This is a genomic window from Reyranella sp. GW821-FHT14A01, from assembly GCF_058803965.1.
Genome location: NZ_JBXAPM010000003.1, coordinates 361,858 through 379,046 on the forward strand (window position 1 = coordinate 361,858; position 17,189 = coordinate 379,046).

Genomic DNA, 17,189 nt, shown 5'->3' on the forward strand with positions numbered 1-17,189 from the left:
AGTGTCATCCCGAGCGCAGCGAGGGATCCTTCTCTTTACACCGCTTGCATCGCGGAAATCTAAACCGCAGACGCGGAGCCATTGAGCCCATACACTCCCGCCTGAGGGAGAGAAGAACCGTGCCGCTCTGGATACCGATCACCGTCGCCGCTGCGCTGTGCCAGAACATCCGCACGACGATGCAGCAGAAGATTCGCGGCATCCTGAGCGTCGATGGCGCCAACTTCGTGCGCTACCTCTACGGCGCGCCGCTGGCGCTGGGCATGCTGGCCTTCCTGGTCTTCGTCACCGGCCGGCACGTGCCGTCGATCTCGCTGTACTTCCTGCTGCTGGTGACCATCGCGGGCGTGGCGCAGATCGTCGCCACCTCGCTCATGATCCACGCCTTCTCGCTGCGCAACTTCGCGGTCGGCACGGTCTACTCCAAGACCGAGACGGTGTTCGTCGCCCTGTTCGCGACCTTCATTGCCGGCGAGCCTTTAGGACTCGGCGCCTGGGCCGGCATTCTCGTCTGCCTGGGCGGCGTCGCCATCCTGAGCGTCCGCGGCAGGTTCTCCGACGTGCGCGGGGTGCTGGCCGATCTCACGCACAAGGGTGCGCGCTACGGCATCCTCTCGGGCGCGATCTTCGCCATCGCCGCCGGGACGATCCGCGAGGCCTCGAAGCTGCTCGAAGGCGACTTCATGGTGCGCGGCATCACCGTGCTCGCCTGCATGAACACCATCCAGGTCATCCTGATGGCGCTCTATTTGTCGCGGCGCGACCGGCCGCAGCTCTCCAAGGTCTGGTTCAACTGGCGCTCCTCGATCTGGGTCGGCATCTTCAGCGTGCTGGGCTCGGCCGGCTGGGCGCTCGCCATGACGCTCGAGAATGCCGCGCTCGTGCGCGCCGTCGGCCAGATCGAGCTGGTCTTCACCTTCATCTCCTCCCGCCTCGTCCTCAAGGAGCGGCCATCCCTCGGCGAGTGGATCGGCAGCCTTCTGGTGGTCGGTGGCGTCATCCTCATCCTCGCAACCCGGTGACCCCATGACGGACATGACAAGGCCGCTCGACGGCCTGCGCATCCTCGACTTCTCCACCACCATCGCCGGCCCGCATTGCAGCCGGCTGCTCGCCGACATGGGCGCCGACGTGATCAAGGTCGAATCGACCGAAGGCGATCTGATGCGGTCGCGCCCGGTGCAACGTGACGGGTTCAGCACGATGTTCGGCCAGCTCAACGCCGGCAAGAAGTCGATCGTGCTCGACCTCAAGAAGCCCGAAGCGGTCGCGGCGATCAAGAAGCTGGTCGCCACGGTCGACATCCTGGTCGAGAACTACCGGCCGGGCGTCATGAAGCGACTGGGCCTCGACTATGCCGAGCTGGAGAAGGTCAATCCGCGGCTGATCTACTGCGCCATCTCGGGCTACGGCCAGACCGGTCCCGGCGCCGGCCGTCCCGCCTACGCGCCGGTCATCCATGCCTCGACCGGCTACGACATGGCTCATCTCTTCTATCAGCAGGGACGCCAGCGGCCCGACAATTGCGGCATCTTCGTCGCCGACTATGCCAGCGGCGCCTACGCGATGGGCGCCATCCTCGCGGCCGTCCACCAGCGCCACGCCACCGGCAAGGGCCAGATGGTCGACGTGTCGATGTTCGAGACGCTGGTCGGCATGCTGCTGGGCGAGGTCAACCGCGCCCAGTTCGACTTCGAGATGCCGTCGCGCCCGATGTACGGGCCGATCGAGGCCAGCGACGGCTACGTGATGCTGGCAACCGCCAGCGAGAAGACCTTCCAGGACATGGCGACCGCCGCCGGCCGGCGCGACTGGCTGACCGACCCGCGCTTCGAGAAGTATCACGACCGCCGCATGAACTGGGGCCTGCTGGTTGACGAGCTCGAAGAGTGGTCCAAGAAGATGAGCGTCAAGGAAGTGGTCTCCGCGCTGGAGAAGCAGGGCGTGCCCTGCTCGCCCTATGTCACGGTCACCGAGGCGCTGCAGGACCCGCAGGTCGAGCATCGCGGCTCGCTCTGCACGATCGAGGATGGCGGCGGCACCTACAAGTCGCCGGCCCCGCCCTTCCGCTTCTCCGGCTCGCCCCTGCAAAGCGGCCCCAAGGTCGCCGCGCTGGGCGAAGACACCAAGCAAGTGCTGGCCCAGGCCGGCCTGACCCCATCCGAAATCGAGGCCCTGGTAAAATGATCGATCCGCGGACCCCCATCCTGGTCGGCGCCGGCCAGATCACCGACACGGTCGGCACGCCGTCGAGCGAGCGCTCGCGCGTCGCCTTCTGCGCGGAAGCGGCCAACGCCGCGCTCGAGGACACGAAGGCGGCGATCGGCGGGCATGCACTCGGCCACATGGTCGATGCCATCGCCGTCATGGAGTTCTTCAGCGACATCAGCCCGCGCTTCGCCTCGCCCTACGGCCGGTCGACCAACCCGCCGCAGAGTGTTGCCAACCGGCTGCATGCCGATCCCAAGCAGCTGCTCTACGCGCACTCGGGCGGCAACATGCCCCAGTACCTGGTGAACAAGTTCGCCGAGCAGATCGCCAGCGGCGAGACCGAGCTGGCGCTGATCTGCGGTTCCGAGCTGCTGCGCAGCACGCAGAACGCCCGCCGTGCCGGCATGAAGATCGACTGGAACGAGGATCCGGGCGGCGGCGAGCCGGTACGCATCGGCGATCCCCGTTTCGGCTTCAGCGAGGAGGAAGCGCGCCACGACCTGCGCGCCGCCATCCATTTCTATCCGCTGCTGGAAAACGCCATCCGCGGCGGCCTGAAGCGCGACGTCGACAGTCACATGAAGGCGATGGGCCGCTTGTTCGAGCGCCTCGCCGCCGTGGCCAAGGACAATCCGCTGGCGACGCGCCGCGAGGGCTACAGTGCCGAGGCCCTGTCGACGATCTCGCCCGACAATCGCTGGATCTGCTTCCCTTATCCTCGCCTGATGAACGCCAACGCGATCATCGACCAGGCGGCGGCCGTGCTCGTTACCTCGGTCGAGAAGGCCCGCGAATGGGGCATCCCGCAGGACCGCTGGGTGTTCCTGCACGGCTGCGCCGACGGCACGGACACCTGGGTCGTGTCGGAGCGCGAGAAGCTCGATTCGTCCCCCGCGATCCGCGGCTGTGCCCGTATCGCCCTCGACATGGCCGGCAAGAAGGTCTCCGACATCGACGCCTTCGACCTCTACAGCTGCTTCCCTTCGGCGGTGGAAGTCGCAATGACCGAGATCGGCATTCCCACGGACGATCCGCGCCCGATCAGCGTGACCGGCGGGCTGCCGTTCTTCGGTGGCCCGGGCAACAACTACGTCACCCACTCGATCGCCGAGATGATGAACGTGGTGCGCGCCAAGCCCGGCTCCTTCGGCATGGTGACGGCCAACGGAAACTACCTCACCAAGCACTCGGCCGGCCTCTATTCCACCGAACCGACCAAGGGTGCGTGGAAGCGCGAGGACCCGAAGAAGTTCCAGGCCGAACTCGATGCGCGCCCCAGGCGCAAGGTCGAGACCAAGCCCACGGGCACCGGCACGATCGAGACCTACTGCGTCACCTACGGCAAGGACGCGCCGGAGCGCGGCTACATCCTGGGCCGCCTCGACAGCACCGGCGACCGCTTCGTCGCCATGACCCCGGACGATCCTGCCCTGGTCGCCGACATGCTGACGCGCGAGCAGCTCGGGCGTAAGGTCTCGGTCTCCGAATCGGGCGGGCGCAACGTCTTCCGCCCTGCCTAGGGTGAGGAAACCATGCCCAACATTCTGAGCGCGGCACAGACCGCGGAGTTCATCGAGAAGGGCTTCACCTATGCGCGCGGCCTGTTCGCGCCTGACGAGGTGAAGCTGCTGACTCGCGCCATGGAGGAAGATCCCGCCGTGCGCGACAGCATCCTGGACCGTCGCGACGGTGAGGGCCGCTCAACGCGCATCGCGCTCTGGAACCGCGCCGGCGACAGCGTCTACGGCCTCGCCGCCCGCGTGCGGCGCATGGTCGACACATCGGCGTCGCTTCTGGGCGGGCCGGTCTATCACTACCAGTCGAAGCTCACGGCCAAGGAGCCCGAGGTCGGCGGCGCCTGGGAATGGCACCAGGATTACGGCTACTGGTACTATAATGGCTGCCTGCGCCCCGACATGTTGTCGGTCATGATCGGGCTCGACCGCACCAACCGCGAGAACGGTTGCCTGCAGATCGCCACCGGCTCGCACAGGCTCGGCCGCATCGATCACACGCCGCTGTCGCCGACCCAGAACGAGGTCGATCCCCAGCGCATGCCGCACATCCTGGAGAAGTGCCCGATCGAGTATTGCGAGTTGGAGGCCGGCGACGCGCTGATCTTCCACTGCAACGCCATCCATCGCTCCGACGCCAACCGCTCGCCCAACCGGCGCTGGACCCTGCTGATCTGCTACAACCGGGTCGACAACGACACCTTCACCAAGGTCGACGACCGCTACTACGTGCCGCTCGATCCGGTCGATGACGATGCGATCCGCCGTGCCGGCCTGCGGTTTGCGCGCGGTGATGGGCAGGAGCATTTCGCCAGCAAGCCCTACGTGCCGGACCTGCGAAAGGCGTCGTAGCCGTCATGACCGACTTCGGGCTGAACGAAATCCTCGCGAAACAGCGCGACGCGCAGCTCAAGGATGGCGCGCCATCGGTGGAGGTGCGCATCGACCGGCTCAATCGCTGCATCGGCCTCCTGGTCGACCGGCGACGCGACATCGAAGCGGCATTGACGGCCGACTTCGGCGCCCGATCTCCGACAGTGACGGCCTTTGCCGATGTCGCCAGCTCGATCGGCCCGCTGAAGCATGCGCGCGACCATGTCCGGAGCTGGATGAGGACCGAACGGCGGCGCACGACGCCGCGCATCCTGGGGTTCCTCGGCGCCAAGGCGGAAATCCGCCACCAGCCCAAGGGCGTGGTCGGTGTGATCAGCCCGTGGAACTTCCCGGTCAACCTCACCTTTGCGCCGCTGGCGGGCGTCCTCGCCGCCGGTAACCGGGCGATGGATCAAGCCGTCCGAGACGACGCCGGCGACGTCCGAGCTTCTCAAGGCTATGTTCGCCAGCGCCTTCGACGAGAGCGAGATCGCCGTGGTGACGGGTGGCCCCGAGATCGGCCAGGCCTTCTCTGCCCTGCCCTTCGACCATCTGGTCTTCACCGGCGCGACTTCGATCGGCCGCCACGTGATGCGTGCCGCGGCCGAGAACCTCGTGCCGGTGACGCTCGAACTGGGCGGCAAGAGTCCTGTCGTCGTCGGCCGGTCTGCCGACATGGCTGTTGCTGCGGCGCGGATCATGAACGGCAAGACGCTCAACGCCGGCCAAATCTGTCTCGCACCGGATTACGTGCTGGCGCCCGTCGACCGCCTCTCGGACTTCGTGAACGAGGCCAAGGCATCCGTCGCGAAGATGTTCCCGACGATCCGTGAGAGCCCCGACTACACCGCGATCGTCTCGGACCGGCACTATGCGCGGCTCATGGACTATCTCGACGACGCCCGAAGCAAGGGCGCCGAGATCGTCGAGATCAATCCGGGCGCCGAGGATCTGCGCCAGCAGCCGCACCGCCGCATCGCGCCGACCCTGATCCTCAATCCGACCGACGACATGAAGGTCATGCAGGAAGAGATCTTCGGGCCGCTGCTGCCAGTGAAGTCCTATGGCGACGTGGCCGAGGCCATCGCCTACATCAACGCCCACGACCGCCCGCTCGGCCTCTACTATTTCGGCAGCGACGCTGCGGAACGCGACCGGGTGCTGAATGGCACGACTTCGGGTGGCGTCACGGTCAACGACGTCGTGATGCATGTCGCGCAGGAGGAGCTGCCTTTCGGCGGCATCGGCCCGGCCGGCATGGGCGCCTATCACGGCCAAGACGGCTTCCGCGAGTTCAGCCATCGCAAGTCGATCTACCACCAGATCAAATGGGACTTGGCGCCGCTGCGCATGCTTCGGCCGCCTTATGGCGCCGGGCTGGCGAAGTACCTCTCGATGCAGATCAGGCGTTAGCCGCCGAGCCCTCAGGCGGCCTTGATATTCGAGCGTTGGATGCGATCGAGATTGGCGCCCTCGATGCGTACCAGCTTGGTCAAGCCGTCCCGCTTCGGCGAGTGGACGACGCCCACGTCGTAGAAGTGACTGTCGCCCGGCTTCAATGTGTAGGTATTGGAGGGCTCGACAAGAGTGGGCTCCCCGCCTTCACCCTTCCTGACGATCCGCCAGTCCGTCATCTCCGTGTCGCCGGTCGCCAGGCCGTAGATCGCCCAGCTGGTTCCGTGATCATGCGGCCCGCCGTGCGCGGCAGTCTCGTACACATGCCCGCAGATGCAGAAACCCAGCTCCGGATCCTCGTACAGGACCTTCCGCGGCTTGCACTGCTCGGCGGTCAGATGCCTGGCGACGAATTCGTCGTCGAGCAGCACCTTCGATACCAGCTTGCAGACTTCCTGCTTACCCGCGATCCCGGAATCGGCCTTGAGGGCCTTGCCGATGTCCGCGCTCAGCTGCTCGAGCGTGTAGGTCATGCGTCGCCTCCACCTGGATACCCATAATCGTACGACGGCGTGCCGGAAATCACCACTAAGCGCCCAGCCGCTCCAGCGCCGCGCTCAGGCGCGCACCGGTCTGCTCGGCCTGACTGCGACGCTCGCGCTGTTCTTCGACCACCTCTTCCGGCGCGCGGGCAACGAAAGCGGCGTTGGCGAGCTTGGCGTCGATCTTGCCGACCTCGTCGGCGAGCTTCTTGATTTCCTTCTGCAGGCGCGCGCTCTCGGCCTTGAGGTCGATCACGTCGCCGACCGGCAGGGCGTAAGTCGCCTCACCCACGACGATCTGCAGCGACGCCTTGGGCGCCGACGCCGCGGCCTCCACACCCTCGATGCGGGCCAGCCGCTCGATGGCCGGGCGGTGGGTCTCGAGCCGCGCCGTGGTCGTGTCGTTGCCGCCGATCACCAGCAGCCTGAGCTTGGCGCTGGCCGGCACGTTCAGCTCGGCGCGCGCCGAGCGGATGTCCTGGATCAGCTTCACCAGCCAGCCCATTTCGGCATCGGCCGCGGCATCGACGGCGGTCGGCGCGGGCCAGGGCTGGGCGATCAGCGGGCCGTGCTCGGCGCGGTGGCCGAGCTTGTCCCACAGTTCCTCGGTGATGAACGGCATCACCGGATGCATCAGCTTCACCGTCTCGCGCAGCACGAAGGCCGTGACGGCGCGCGTTTCATCCTTCTCCGGACCGTCTGCGCCCTGCACGATCGGCTTGGTCAGCTCGACATACCAGTCGCAGACCACGCCCCAGACGAATTCGTAGAGCGTGCTGGCGGCCTCGTTCAGGCGGTAGTCGGTCAGCGCCTTGTCGATCGCCTGGTTGGCGCGCGCCAGTTCGCCCAGCATCCACTTGTTGACCGTGAGCCTGGCCGACGCCGGATCGAAGCCCTTCGGCAGCGCTGCACCGTTCATCTCGGCAAAGCGCGTCGCGTTCCACAGCTTGGTCGCGAAGTTGCGCGCGCCCTCGACACGGGCCGGCGAAAGGCGCAGGCGTCCCGCCTGCGAGGCGGCCAGCGACGTCATGGTGAAGCGCAGTGCGTCGGCGCCGTACTTGTCGATCAGTTCCAGGGGATCGATCACGTTCCCCTTGGACTTCGACATCTTCTGCCCCTTCTCGTCGGTGACGAGGCCGTGCAGGTAGACGGTGCGGAACGGCACTTCCTTCATGAAGTGCATGCCCATCATCATCATGCGGGCGACCCAGAAGAACAGGATGTCCCAGCCGGTGACCAGAGTGCTGGTCGGATAGTACTTGGCCAGCTCAGCCGTCTGGTCGGGCCAGCCCAGGGTCGAGAACGGCCACAGGGCCGAGCTGAACCAGGTGTCGAGCACGTCGGGATCGCGCTCCAGGGCGACATCCTTGCCGTAATGCGCCCGCGCCTCTTCCCTGGCCTCGTCCTCGGACAGCGCCACGAACACCTTCTTGTCGGGTCCGTACCAGGCGGGAATCTGATGGCCCCACCAGAGCTGGCGCGACACGCACCAGGGCTCAATGTTCTCCATCCAGCGGAAGAAATCCTCGCGGCCCCTCTCGGGCACGAACTTCACCCTGCCGTCGCGCGCTGCCGCCAGAGGCGCCTCGGCGAGCTTCTTGGCGTCGGCGTACCATTGCTCGGTGAGATAGGGCTCGACCGGCACGCCGCCACGGTCGCCGTAGGGCACCGCATGGGTGTGCGGCTCGATCTTCTCGACCAGGCCCAGCTCTTCCATCTCGGCCACGATCTTCTTGCGGGCATCGAACCGGTCGAGGCCGCGATACTTCTCCGGCGCCTTGTCGTTCACCCGCGCGAACTTGTCGAAGATGTTGATGGCTTCGAGATTGTGCCGGCGGCCGACCTCGAAATCGTTGAAGTCGTGCGCCGGCGTGATCTTCACCGCACCCGAGCCCTTCTCCGGGTCGGAATATTCGTCGCCCACGATCGCGATCCTGCGGCCGATCAGCGGCAGCACGGCGTGCTTGCCGATCAGGTGCTTCCACTTGGGATCGTCGGGATGCACGGCGATGCCGGTATCGCCCAGCATGGTCTCGGGTCGCGTCGTCGCCACCACGATGAACTCGTCCGGGCTGCCGTCGATCGGATACTTGAAGTACCAGAGATGGCCCTTCACCTCGCGCGACTCGACCTCGAGGTCGGAGATCGCGGTCAGCATCTTGGGATCCCAGTTGACCAGCCGCAGGTCCTTGTAGATCAGGCCCTGCTTGTAGAGTTCGACGAACACCTTGAGCACGGCCTTGGAGAGGCCCTCGTCCATGGTGAAGCGCTCGCGGCTCCAGTCGAGCGAGGCACCGAGCCGACGCAGCTGGCTGGTGATCGTGCCGCCGGAATAGGCCTTCCACTCCCAGACCTTGGCGAGGAACTCCTCGCGGCTCAGCAGCTTCTTGTTGGCGTCGTTCCTGGCCGCTCCCTCGACCGCAAGGCCGATCCCCTCCTGCTCGAGGTTGCGGACCACCACCATCTGCGTCGCGATGCCGGCATGGTCGGTGCCCGGCTGCCACAGCACGTCGTCGCCCTTCATGCGGCGCCAGCGGATCAGCACGTCCTGCAGCGTGTTGTCGAGCGCGTGGCCCATATGGAGGCTGCCCGTGACGTTGGGCGGCGGGATGACGATGCAGTAAGGCTGCTTCGGCGACTCCGGATGGGCGCGGAAAGCCCCCGCGCTCTCCCATTCAGGGTAGCGCCGGGCCTCGATTTCCTTGGGGTCGTAGGTCTTGTCGAGCATTTCTTGGCCTTAAACGAAAAACGCCACGGTTGCGACACCGTGGCGATGATTGTGAGGTGTGCCTGGGGGTCAGCGGCGGGTCAGCCGGGAAATCTCGCGTTCGACATAGCGTTCGACCATCGGCGGCAGGTTGGTGTCGAGCCAGTCCTTCAGCATCGGCCGCAGCATCTCCTTCACCAGATCCTCGATGGTCTGGCCGCCGACCGACGGGCCGGGATTGTTTGCCGCCGGTGCCGGCACGCTGTCCTGCACGGCCTGGTTCAGGCGCGCAAAGGCCGAACTCGCGGCACCGGCCACGCCGGCACCCACCAGCGCATCGGCCTTCATGGCACTTACCGGAGCCGGCAGAGGTGCGACCGGAGCATCGGTCGAGGGTTGCGGCATCTCCGCCGGGTTCACGGGCTCGACCGCCCGAAGCGGCGTCGGCTGTTCGTTCGACATGGACTTTGGCTCTTCAACGATCTCGGTAAGCAGGAGGACATCGTCACGCGGCGAAGCGGCGGGCGACGATGGTGGTGCTGGCGGTATCACGGGCGGACGCTCTCCCGAATTTGCATTCCGCAGGCTTCCGACCTGCGCCCGGGCCTCGTCGTCCGAGATGATCTTGCGGATAGACGCGAGAATATCGTCCATCGAGGGGTCTTTGTTCGGCCCGCCCTTGCCGTCGCTCATTTACCGCTGCTTCCCATAGGGGCGCTCCCGGCGACGCCGGCCGGAGAGGTCGACGGCGGGATGATGCCCGTGCCGGATTCGCCGCTGCTGCCCCAGCCGATCCAGCGGGAGCCGACATCCCTGTAGTAGCGCTCCTCGTCGTAATACTCGACGGGCAGCGCCAGGGTGCGGGCGGTCAGTCGGCCGATGCCGGCCAGAACGCCGTAATAGGAGACCTGAACGTCGTGGCGCGCCTGGATGAGGTTGACCTGGGAATTGAGCAGTTCCTGCTCGGCGTTCAAGACGTCGAGGGTGGTGCGCGAACCGACCAGCGCTTCCTGCCGGACGCCGTTCAACGCGACTTCGTTGGCGCGGACCTGCGATTCGAACGACGTCACGCGCGAGCGCGAGGAGTCGAGCTGTCGCCAGGCGCGAATGACGTTCTCCGCCACGGCGCGACGGGCGCTGTCGAGTTCGTTGCGCCGCTGGCCGACCAGCTCGCGCGCCGAACGGATTCGCGACCATTCGCTGCCGTTCTGGAAGATCGGGATCGTGGCCTGAAGGCGGACCGCGTAGTTGTAATATTTGTCGTTCGGGACCTGCAGGTCGAACTGCTGTTGCAGCGCGCCCACGAGGTTGACCTGGGGCAGCAGGTCACCGACGGCGGAGTTGACGCCGTAGTTCGCCGCCGTGATGCGGTGCGCGGCGGTGACGGCGCGCGGACCGCCATCCATCGCCAATCCGATCGCCTCTTCTTCAGACGACGGCAGGCCGCCGATCAGCGGGATCTCGCCCAGCCGGCCCGGCTTCTTGCCGATGGTGCGCTGGAAGCCAGCCTCGGAGATGCGGACGTTGGTCTCGGCCTGGACGAGGTCCGCCCTGGCCAGTTCGAGGCGCGCCTCCGACTGCGACACGTCGGTGATGGTCAGCTCGCCGACCCGGAAGCGCTCGCGGGTGGCATCGAGCTGCTGCACCAGCACACGCACGTTGTTGCGGCGGGCGTCGGCGATGCCGATGTTCTGCACCAGATCCGCGTAGGACGTCACCGCCGACAGCAGCACGTTCTGCTCGGTTTCCGCGAGCTGGGCGCGCTGCGCCTGGATGTTCGACTGCGCCTGCTTGGTTTCGGCGATCGTCTTGCCGCCACGGAAGACCGGCTGGACCACCTGCAAGGTCGTGAACCTGCCGTTCAGCGAATAGAAGGTCGGCGCCGTGCGCACCGAGTAGGAATCCTGCTCGACCTTGTTGTACTCGAGGTTGAGCGTGACCCTTGGGCGCCAGTTTGCGACCGCCTGGGACAGTGTCTCGTCGGTCTGGCGCAGGATCGCCCGGCTCGCCAGCAGGTCGGGGTTGCTGTTGTACGTCGTCGACAGAGCCTCGATCATGCTCTGTGACCACGCGCTGGAAGCTCCCCCGAGCCCGACGGCCAGGATGCACGCGGCCGCGGTGCGGGCATGCCTCAAACTGGGCCGGATACGCATCGTTCTACCCTCATCTTTGGACGGCACCCTAGCATCAGGCGGAACACTATTGGTAGCCCTCAGCATGGGAAACACCTGCACGCGTCAGAAGGTAAAGCGCGCAGGGCGGGCGAATCCCGGCAGCGGCGGTGTACCGGCGTCGAAAAGTGGCCTTCCCGACACGATCCCCCCCTGCTTGACGAAGAGATGCGCGACGCCCAAGGCGCCGCTTGGATCGGCGATGACGGTGGCCAGACGACCGCCTTCGGCAAGCTGGTCGGCGATGGCCTTGGGCACTTCGTGCACCGCGCCTTCGATCAGAATGACGTCATAGGGACCCGAAGCCGCGGCGCCCTGCTCCGCCTGGCCCGCCACCTGTTGCACCCCCGTTACGCCGAGATCGCGAAACGCCTGCTGAGTAGCCTCGGACAGGCCGGCATCGGCTTCGACGGCAACCACCGACTTGGCCAGGCGCGCCAGGATCGCCGCGCCGTAGCCCCGGCCGGCGGCCACGACCATCGCCTTTTCCTCGGCCTGCGGCTGCAGGACCTGGATCAGGCGGGCCAGCACCATCGGTTCCATCATGAAGCGGCCGTTGCCCAGCGGCACATCGTCGTCGGCGTAGGCGACCGAGCGCAGGCCCTCGGGCAGGAAACGCTCCCGTGGCAACTCGCCGAGCGCCGCCAACAGGGCAGCATCGTTGACCCGGTTGGGCCGGAGCTGGCCTTCCACCATGTTGCGTCGCGCGAGCGCGAAATCCGTCATAGGCTGCCCCCTAGATGTAGCGGCTGTTTTATAGGCGGCGGCGGCGGATAGCGTCAAAGGTCTGTGCGTCGCGCCTTGACCGGTTTGATATGCAGTGGGTATAGCACCGCCCGCACATTGTGTGGCCCGGTAGCAAAGCGGCTATGCAGAGGACTGCAAATCCTTCCAGGCCGGTTCGACTCCGGCCCGGGCCTCCACAATTTGCACAAACGACGGGCCTTGCGTCGCAAGACCGGCTCTGTCAAAAGACCGCGCCTTCGAGGCCGACGTTACCGCCGTCGCAACCGAGTTTATTCCGGAGTAGCTCAGCGGTAGAGCAGGCGACTGTTAATCGCCTGGCCGTAGGTTCGATTCCTACCTCCGGAGCCAATTGGGGCCGTTCCTGCAAGGGAGCGGCCCTTTTTCGCTTGTGGAGTGCGAATCATGCCCTCGATCCCCCTGCCCGGTGAAAAGGCCGAACTGGTCGACCGCAGCGTCGCTTTCCAGGGCTACTTCCGAGTCGCTCGCTACCTGTTCCGTCACAGCCTCTACCAGGGCGGCCAGAGCGGTGAATTCAGTCGCGAAGTTTTCGAGCGCGGCCAGGCTGCGGCGGTGCTGCCCTACGATCCGGTCCGCGACGAGGTCGTGCTGATCCGCCAGTTCCGGGCCGGCACCTTTGCCGCCGGCCGCCATCCCTGGTGCTGGGAAATCGTCGCGGGGATGATCGAGGAAGGCGAAACGCCCGAGGAGGTCGCGCGGCGCGAGGCGATCGAGGAAGCCTCGGTGAAGATCCTGGACCTCGTTCCCCTGTACAGTCTCGTCCTGAGCCCCGGCGCCTGCTCGGAAACCTGCAACATCTTCCTGGGTCGCATCGACGCAACCGGTGTCGGCGGCATCCACGGCCTCGCCGCGGAACACGAGGATATCCTCGTGCAGGTCATGCCGTTCGCCGAGGCGCGCGCGCTCCTGGCCAGGGACGAGATCGACAATTCAGCTGCCGTGATCGCGCTGCAGTGGCTGGCGCTCCATCGCGACGATCTGCGCGAGCGCTGGCGCTGACTGTCTATTCGTAGAGATATCCGACCGGCTTGCCCTGGGTGCGCTGGGGACGCGTGTCCGTGCGTGTGATGATCTGGCCGGCCAGGCCGTCGATCTCGTCACGCTGCGTTGGCGTCCAGCGGCAGAGATTGTCCATGCCCTTCAACAGGCCGAGCCTGAGGAGCTGGGTATTCTCGCCGACACCCACGAGCGTCGTCGCCCCCTTGCCGGCCGTGACCGAATCGCCGGTCGCGAGTTCGAAAGTCTTGCCCGTCCCGTCCTTGAATTCGGCCGTGCCGCGAATGACGCGATAGACGACGACTTCTCCCTTATCGAGATCTGCCGCCTCGCCCGCCGACGTGCTCTTCGGCAGGAGGGAATGGTCGCGCGGATCGGTGGCGATGATGTGGCCCGTCACGAGATGGCCGCTCGGACCCTCGATCCCCAGGTCGCGCACGTAGACAGGCATCGCCGACTTGACGGTCCCGGCCGCCAACGGCCGGTAGAGCGCATCCAGCGCCAGCGGATCCTGGATCCAGAATCCGGCATCGCGCGGCCGGTCGTGGAACGGATGGCTCCAGGCCAATTGCGGCGTTTCGGCTTCGTTGATGTCCTCCGAATGCACGACCGTCGGGTTGGGAAAGGTCGTTGGATCGGTGATGAAGGCTTCGATGAACTTGCCGGAATAACCCAGGGAAAGCGGATCCGGCACCACCGTCTGCGATGTTTTCAGGTTCGCTTCGGTCGGCATTCCCGACCAGCTGTAGGAGCTCTGGCGATGGACGATCGCGCTTTGCAGGATCAGCGCACCGGGCCCGACGAAATGCATCAACCCGTCATAATCGAAGGTGAACAGGCCGGACGTTACCAGCACGAGTTGGAACCCTCCGGGCGGAAGGTGAAGATGAAAGTCGGTCGGGCCGGTATCGGGCCGGTAGATCGGCAGGTTGGTCGCCACTTCCTGCACCAGGAAGGCCTCGTTGTTCGCGTGGAAGCCGTTGTTCACGCGATTGTAGAGGGCCTGCGGACGATAGATCGCATCGTAGCTCGCGTCCTGGTCGCGATCAATGGCCACGAAATCCTGGTGATTCAGCCGGATGGGATCGCCGCTCGGGTGAACGAGGCTCGCCGAGTTCGAATGGACAGCAGCACGTGCATTCATGGGAACTTCCAATCTGGGCCATGCGGGGCGCACGAGCCCATCAAACTTCATGCGAATTCTGGGCCAATTCTGCCAAGTTCATCTTTCGGGCATTTTACAGTCGCCAAGCCGCCACCCGGTATCGCCCGGTTGCGGGGCCCCCCGCTCCCTGTCTACCGTCTCGCCGGGAGCGAACGCAGGGTCAAGAGAGCGAGTCCGTCATGAACGTCCGGTCGGGTTTCATCGATAGCATCGGCAATACGCCGTTGATCAAGCTGCGCGCCGCCTCCGAGGCGACGGGGTGCAGCATCTACGGCAAGGCGGAGTTCCTCAACCCGGGCGGCTCGGTGAAGGATCGTGCGGCACTCGCCATCATCCAGGACGCCGAGAAAAGCGGAAAACTCAGGCCCGGGGGCGTCATTGTCGAGGGCACGGCCGGCAACACCGGCATCGGCATCGCGCTGGTCGCCAATGCGCGCGGTTACCGCTCGGTCATCGTGATGCCCGAGACGCAGAGCCAGGAAAAGAAGGACATGTTGCGCCTGTGCGGCGCCGACCTGCGCCTCGTCCCGGCCGCGCCCTACTCCAATCCGAACAACTACGTCCGCTTCTCCGGCGCCCTCGCCGATGAGCTGGCGGCCAAGGAACCGAACGGCGCGATCTGGGCCAACCAGTTCGACAATACCGCCAACCGCGACGGCCATTACCGCACCACCGGATCGGAAATCTGGGACCAGACCGACGGCAAGGTCGATGGCTTCACCTGCTCGGTCGGTAGCGGCGGCACCCTGGGCGGCGTTGCACTCGCGCTGAAGGAGCGCAATCCGAACATCAGGATCGCGCTCAGCGATCCGATGGGCTCGGTCCTCTTCAACTGGTACGCCAAGGGCGAGCTCAAGGCCGAGGGCAATTCGGTCACCGAAGGCATCGGTCAAGGCCGCGTCACGGCCAATCTTGAAGGCGTGCCGATCGACATGGCCTACCAGATCACCGACGAGGAGGCCCTGCCCGTCCTGTTCGACCTGATCGAGCATGAGGGTCTTGTGCTGGGCGGCTCGACCGCCATCAACATCGTCGGTGCGATGCGACTGGCCCGCGAACTGGGACCGGGCAAGACCGTCGTCACCATCCTCTGCGACGGCGGCAGCCGCTACCAATCCAAGCTCTTCAATCCGGCGTTCCTGCGCGAGAAGAACCTGCCGCTGCCGCGCTGGATGAAGTGAGCCCGCGCAGATGAGTCGCGTCGTCGTCTGCGGCAGCATCAACATGGATGTCGTCGTGCAAAGCGCGCGGCGGCCCGCGCCCGGTGAGACGATCCTGGGTGCGGAAGTCTCGTTCCTGCCGGGCGGCAAGGGCCTCAACCAGGCGATCGCCTGCGCCCGCCTCGGCGTGCCCACCGCGATGGTCGGCGCGGTCGGCAACGATGCCTTCGCCAACAGCCTGCGGGGTTTCCTGGCCGACAACGATGTCGACAGTACGAGCGTGACGGAAGTCGACGGGCCGGCGACCGGCGTGGCGCTGATCCAGGTCACGGAAGGCGACAACTTCATCACTGTCGCCTCTGGCGCCAACATGCACTTCGACGCCTCCATGCTGGGCGACGAGCCGCAACACGATGAAGTGTGGGTCGCCCAGTTCGAGACGCCGCTCGCCGCGACACAGGAAATCCTCGCCCGCGCCCACGAGGCCGGGGCACGCACCGTCCTCAACCTGGCGCCGTTCACCGAGCATCCGGCGGAGCTGATGAAGTCGGTCGATGTCGCAGTGCTGAACGAGATCGAGTTGTCGCAGGCGACCGGCGCGCCGCTCGACGCTTCCAGCTCACAGGACAGCGTCGTCGCCGCCTGCAACATCCTGCGCGAGCGCGGCGCCCGCGCCGTGATCGCCACCCTGGGTGGGCGTGGCGCCATCGTCGTCAGCGCGACGGGTGTCGATGCCATCGCGGCCGTCCCGACGAAGGTCGTCGACACGACCGGTGCCGGGGATTGCTTCGTGGGCGCCCTCGCCTCGCAACTCGCGGCGGGCCGGACACCGACGGAGGCCGCGCGCTTCGCCAGTGCGGCGGCCTCCTGCTCGGTCGAGAAACTGGGCGCAGCGCCTGCGATGCCGACCGGTCCGGAAGTTGCGGCACGGCTGGCGAAAGCCTAAATCCCCGTCATGGTCGAAGAACTCTTCAGGCAGGACGCCTACATTCGCGAAGCCGACGCCATCGTGACGGCAGCCGAGGAGCGTGGCGTGCGGCTCGATCGCTCGATCTTCTATCCTACTGGCGGCGGGCAGCCCGGAGATACCGGCACCCTGCACTGGGACGGTGGCGAGGCCAGGATCGTCGACACGGTGAAGGCCGAGGGCAGCGACGTGCTCCACGTGCTGGCGCCCGATGCGCCACGGCCCGCGGTCGGCACGAAGGTCCACACGTCGCTCGACTGGGAGCGCCGCCATCTGCACATGCGCATGCACACTGCGCTGCATGTGATGTCGGCCGTCATCAAGGGCAATGTCACGGGCGGTCAGGTCGGCGCCGACAAGAGCCGCCTCGATTTCAATCTCGAGGGCGAGGTTCCCGCGAAGGAATGGGTGACCGAAGAGGTCAACAGACTGATCGCGCTCGACCGGCCGGTGACGCCGCAATGGATCACCGACGAGGAGCTGACCTCGCGCCCCGAACTCGTGAAGACGATGAGCGTGCGACCGCCGATGGGTGCGGGCCGCGTCCGCCTCCTGTCGATCGAAGGCGTCGACCTGCAGGCCTGCGGCGGCACCCACGTCGCGCAGACCGGCGAGATCGGCCGCATCGAGTGCATCAAGATCGAGAACAAGGGAAAGATGAACCGGCGCTTCATCATCGCGCTGGCCTGAATCGAAAGAGAAGGATCCCTCGCTGTGCTCGGG

14 protein-coding genes, 2 tRNA genes and 1 pseudogene are annotated in these 17,189 nt (G+C 66.1%); 11 read left to right on the plus strand and 6 right to left on the minus strand.

All coding sequences use genetic code 11. The features are described 5' to 3' along the window. Window positions 1-119: 119 nt before the first annotated feature. The 5 genes and pseudogenes from AC1ROX_RS08410 to AC1ROX_RS08430 all read left to right on the plus strand — a co-directional run bounded on the left by AC1ROX_RS08410 (window position 120) and on the right by AC1ROX_RS08430 (window position 6,011). A complete protein-coding gene (locus AC1ROX_RS08410) occupies window positions 120-1,022 on the plus strand; it encodes a DMT family transporter (protein WP_493124311.1) in 903 nt (300 codons plus the stop codon). Window positions 1,023-1,026: 4 nt separating this feature from the next. Further along, window positions 1,027-2,187, plus strand: coding sequence for a CaiB/BaiF CoA transferase family protein (locus tag AC1ROX_RS08415; RefSeq protein WP_493124313.1), 1,161 nt, complete (start codon window positions 1,027-1,029; stop codon window positions 2,185-2,187). Beyond that, entirely contained in the window at window positions 2,184-3,731 is a 1,548-nt protein-coding gene (locus tag AC1ROX_RS08420; RefSeq protein ID WP_493124315.1) for an acetyl-CoA acetyltransferase, read from the plus strand. The genes AC1ROX_RS08415 and AC1ROX_RS08420 overlap by 4 nt, the downstream gene beginning before the upstream one ends. A 12-nt stretch (window positions 3,732-3,743) precedes the next feature. Beyond that, on the plus strand, window positions 3,744-4,577 hold the full coding sequence (locus tag AC1ROX_RS08425; RefSeq protein ID WP_493124317.1) for a phytanoyl-CoA dioxygenase family protein: 834 nt from the start codon (window positions 3,744-3,746) through the stop codon (window positions 4,575-4,577). 5 nt (window positions 4,578-4,582) lie between these two features. Continuing rightward, window positions 4,583-6,011, plus strand: a pseudogene (locus tag AC1ROX_RS08430) (coniferyl aldehyde dehydrogenase). Window positions 6,012-6,022: 11 nt separating this feature from the next. Here AC1ROX_RS08430 and AC1ROX_RS08435 read toward each other — a convergent pair. The 5 genes from AC1ROX_RS08435 to AC1ROX_RS08455 form a co-directional block, all read right to left on the minus strand. After that, window positions 6,023-6,526: a hypothetical protein gene (locus tag AC1ROX_RS08435; RefSeq protein WP_493124319.1), complete on the minus strand. Its 504-nt coding sequence runs from the start codon at window positions 6,524-6,526 to the stop codon at window positions 6,023-6,025. A gap of 55 nt (window positions 6,527-6,581) precedes the next feature. Continuing rightward, complete coding sequence (locus tag AC1ROX_RS08440) at window positions 6,582-9,263, minus strand: valine--tRNA ligase (RefSeq protein ID WP_493124321.1); 2,682 nt, start codon at window positions 9,261-9,263, stop codon at window positions 6,582-6,584. Between the two features lie 69 nt (window positions 9,264-9,332). Then, window positions 9,333-9,935, minus strand: a complete 603-nt coding sequence (locus AC1ROX_RS08445; RefSeq protein WP_493124323.1) for a DUF2497 domain-containing protein — start codon at window positions 9,933-9,935, stop codon at window positions 9,333-9,335. Then, a complete protein-coding gene (locus tag AC1ROX_RS08450) occupies window positions 9,932-11,299 on the minus strand; it encodes a TolC family outer membrane protein (protein WP_493124325.1) in 1,368 nt (455 codons plus the stop codon). Before AC1ROX_RS08450 ends, AC1ROX_RS08445 begins: the two co-directional genes overlap by 4 nt. Window positions 11,300-11,479: 180 nt before the next feature. Next, window positions 11,480-12,139 carry a protein-L-isoaspartate O-methyltransferase family protein gene (locus AC1ROX_RS08455; RefSeq protein WP_493124327.1) on the minus strand — a complete coding sequence of 220 codons (660 nt, stop codon included), beginning with the start codon at window positions 12,137-12,139 and terminating at the stop codon, window positions 11,480-11,482. 123 nt (window positions 12,140-12,262) lie between these two features. Here AC1ROX_RS08455 and AC1ROX_RS08460 point away from each other — a divergent pair. The 3 genes from AC1ROX_RS08460 to AC1ROX_RS08470 all read left to right on the plus strand — a co-directional run bounded on the left by AC1ROX_RS08460 (window position 12,263) and on the right by AC1ROX_RS08470 (window position 13,177). Continuing rightward, a tRNA-Cys gene (locus tag AC1ROX_RS08460) sits at window positions 12,263-12,336 on the plus strand. A gap of 97 nt (window positions 12,337-12,433) precedes the next feature. Beyond that, window positions 12,434-12,508: transfer RNA gene (locus tag AC1ROX_RS08465), tRNA-Asn, on the plus strand. Between the two features lie 54 nt (window positions 12,509-12,562). Continuing rightward, window positions 12,563-13,177, plus strand: coding sequence for an NUDIX domain-containing protein (locus AC1ROX_RS08470; protein WP_493124329.1), 615 nt, complete (start codon window positions 12,563-12,565; stop codon window positions 13,175-13,177). A gap of 4 nt (window positions 13,178-13,181) precedes the next feature. On the opposite strand, the gene AC1ROX_RS08475 is transcribed toward AC1ROX_RS08470, so the two are convergent. After that, a complete protein-coding gene (locus tag AC1ROX_RS08475) occupies window positions 13,182-14,318 on the minus strand; it encodes a hypothetical protein (RefSeq protein ID WP_493124331.1) in 1,137 nt (378 codons plus the stop codon). 200 nt (window positions 14,319-14,518) lie between these two features. Between AC1ROX_RS08475 and AC1ROX_RS08480 the strand changes: the two genes are divergently transcribed. The 3 genes from AC1ROX_RS08480 to AC1ROX_RS08490 are packed head-to-tail and all read left to right on the plus strand — an operon-like array spanning window position 14,519 to window position 17,156. Continuing rightward, complete coding sequence (locus AC1ROX_RS08480) at window positions 14,519-15,520, plus strand: cysteine synthase A (RefSeq protein WP_493124333.1); 1,002 nt, start codon at window positions 14,519-14,521, stop codon at window positions 15,518-15,520. Window positions 15,521-15,530: 10 nt separating this feature from the next. Next, window positions 15,531-16,445 (plus strand): ribokinase, encoded by a 915-nt coding sequence (locus AC1ROX_RS08485; RefSeq protein ID WP_493124335.1) that lies wholly within the window; start codon window positions 15,531-15,533, stop codon window positions 16,443-16,445. A gap of 9 nt (window positions 16,446-16,454) precedes the next feature. Then, entirely contained in the window at window positions 16,455-17,156 is a 702-nt protein-coding gene (locus tag AC1ROX_RS08490) for an alanyl-tRNA editing protein (RefSeq protein WP_493124337.1), read from the plus strand. Window positions 17,157-17,189: the final 33 nt, after the last annotated feature.

Bases quoted from the DNA above. Each gene is read 5' to 3' on its own strand.
- AC1ROX_RS08480 (WP_493124333.1), top strand. From the start codon at position 14,519: ATGAACGTCCGGTCGGGTTTCATCGATAGCATCGGCAATACGCCGTTG.
- AC1ROX_RS08440 (WP_493124321.1), bottom strand. From the start codon at position 9,263: ATGCTCGACAAGACCTACGACCCCAAGGAAATCGAGGCCCGGCGCTAC.
- AC1ROX_RS08455 (WP_493124327.1), bottom strand. From the start codon at position 12,139: ATGACGGATTTCGCGCTCGCGCGACGCAACATGGTGGAAGGCCAGCTC.
- AC1ROX_RS08445 (WP_493124323.1), bottom strand. From the start codon at position 9,935: ATGAGCGACGGCAAGGGCGGGCCGAACAAAGACCCCTCGATGGACGAT.
- AC1ROX_RS08475 (WP_493124331.1), bottom strand. From the start codon at position 14,318: ATGAATGCACGTGCTGCTGTCCATTCGAACTCGGCGAGCCTCGTTCAC.
- AC1ROX_RS08420 (WP_493124315.1), top strand. From the start codon at position 2,184: ATGATCGATCCGCGGACCCCCATCCTGGTCGGCGCCGGCCAGATCACC.
- AC1ROX_RS08415 (WP_493124313.1), top strand. From the start codon at position 1,027: ATGACGGACATGACAAGGCCGCTCGACGGCCTGCGCATCCTCGACTTC.
- AC1ROX_RS08450 (WP_493124325.1), bottom strand. From the start codon at position 11,299: ATGATCGAGGCTCTGTCGACGACGTACAACAGCAACCCCGACCTGCTG.
- AC1ROX_RS08470 (WP_493124329.1), top strand. From the start codon at position 12,563: ATGCCCTCGATCCCCCTGCCCGGTGAAAAGGCCGAACTGGTCGACCGC.
- AC1ROX_RS08425 (WP_493124317.1), top strand. From the start codon at position 3,744: ATGCCCAACATTCTGAGCGCGGCACAGACCGCGGAGTTCATCGAGAAG.
- AC1ROX_RS08435 (WP_493124319.1), bottom strand. From the start codon at position 6,526: ATGACCTACACGCTCGAGCAGCTGAGCGCGGACATCGGCAAGGCCCTC.
- AC1ROX_RS08485 (WP_493124335.1), top strand. From the start codon at position 15,531: ATGAGTCGCGTCGTCGTCTGCGGCAGCATCAACATGGATGTCGTCGTG.
- AC1ROX_RS08490 (WP_493124337.1), top strand. From the start codon at position 16,455: ATGGTCGAAGAACTCTTCAGGCAGGACGCCTACATTCGCGAAGCCGAC.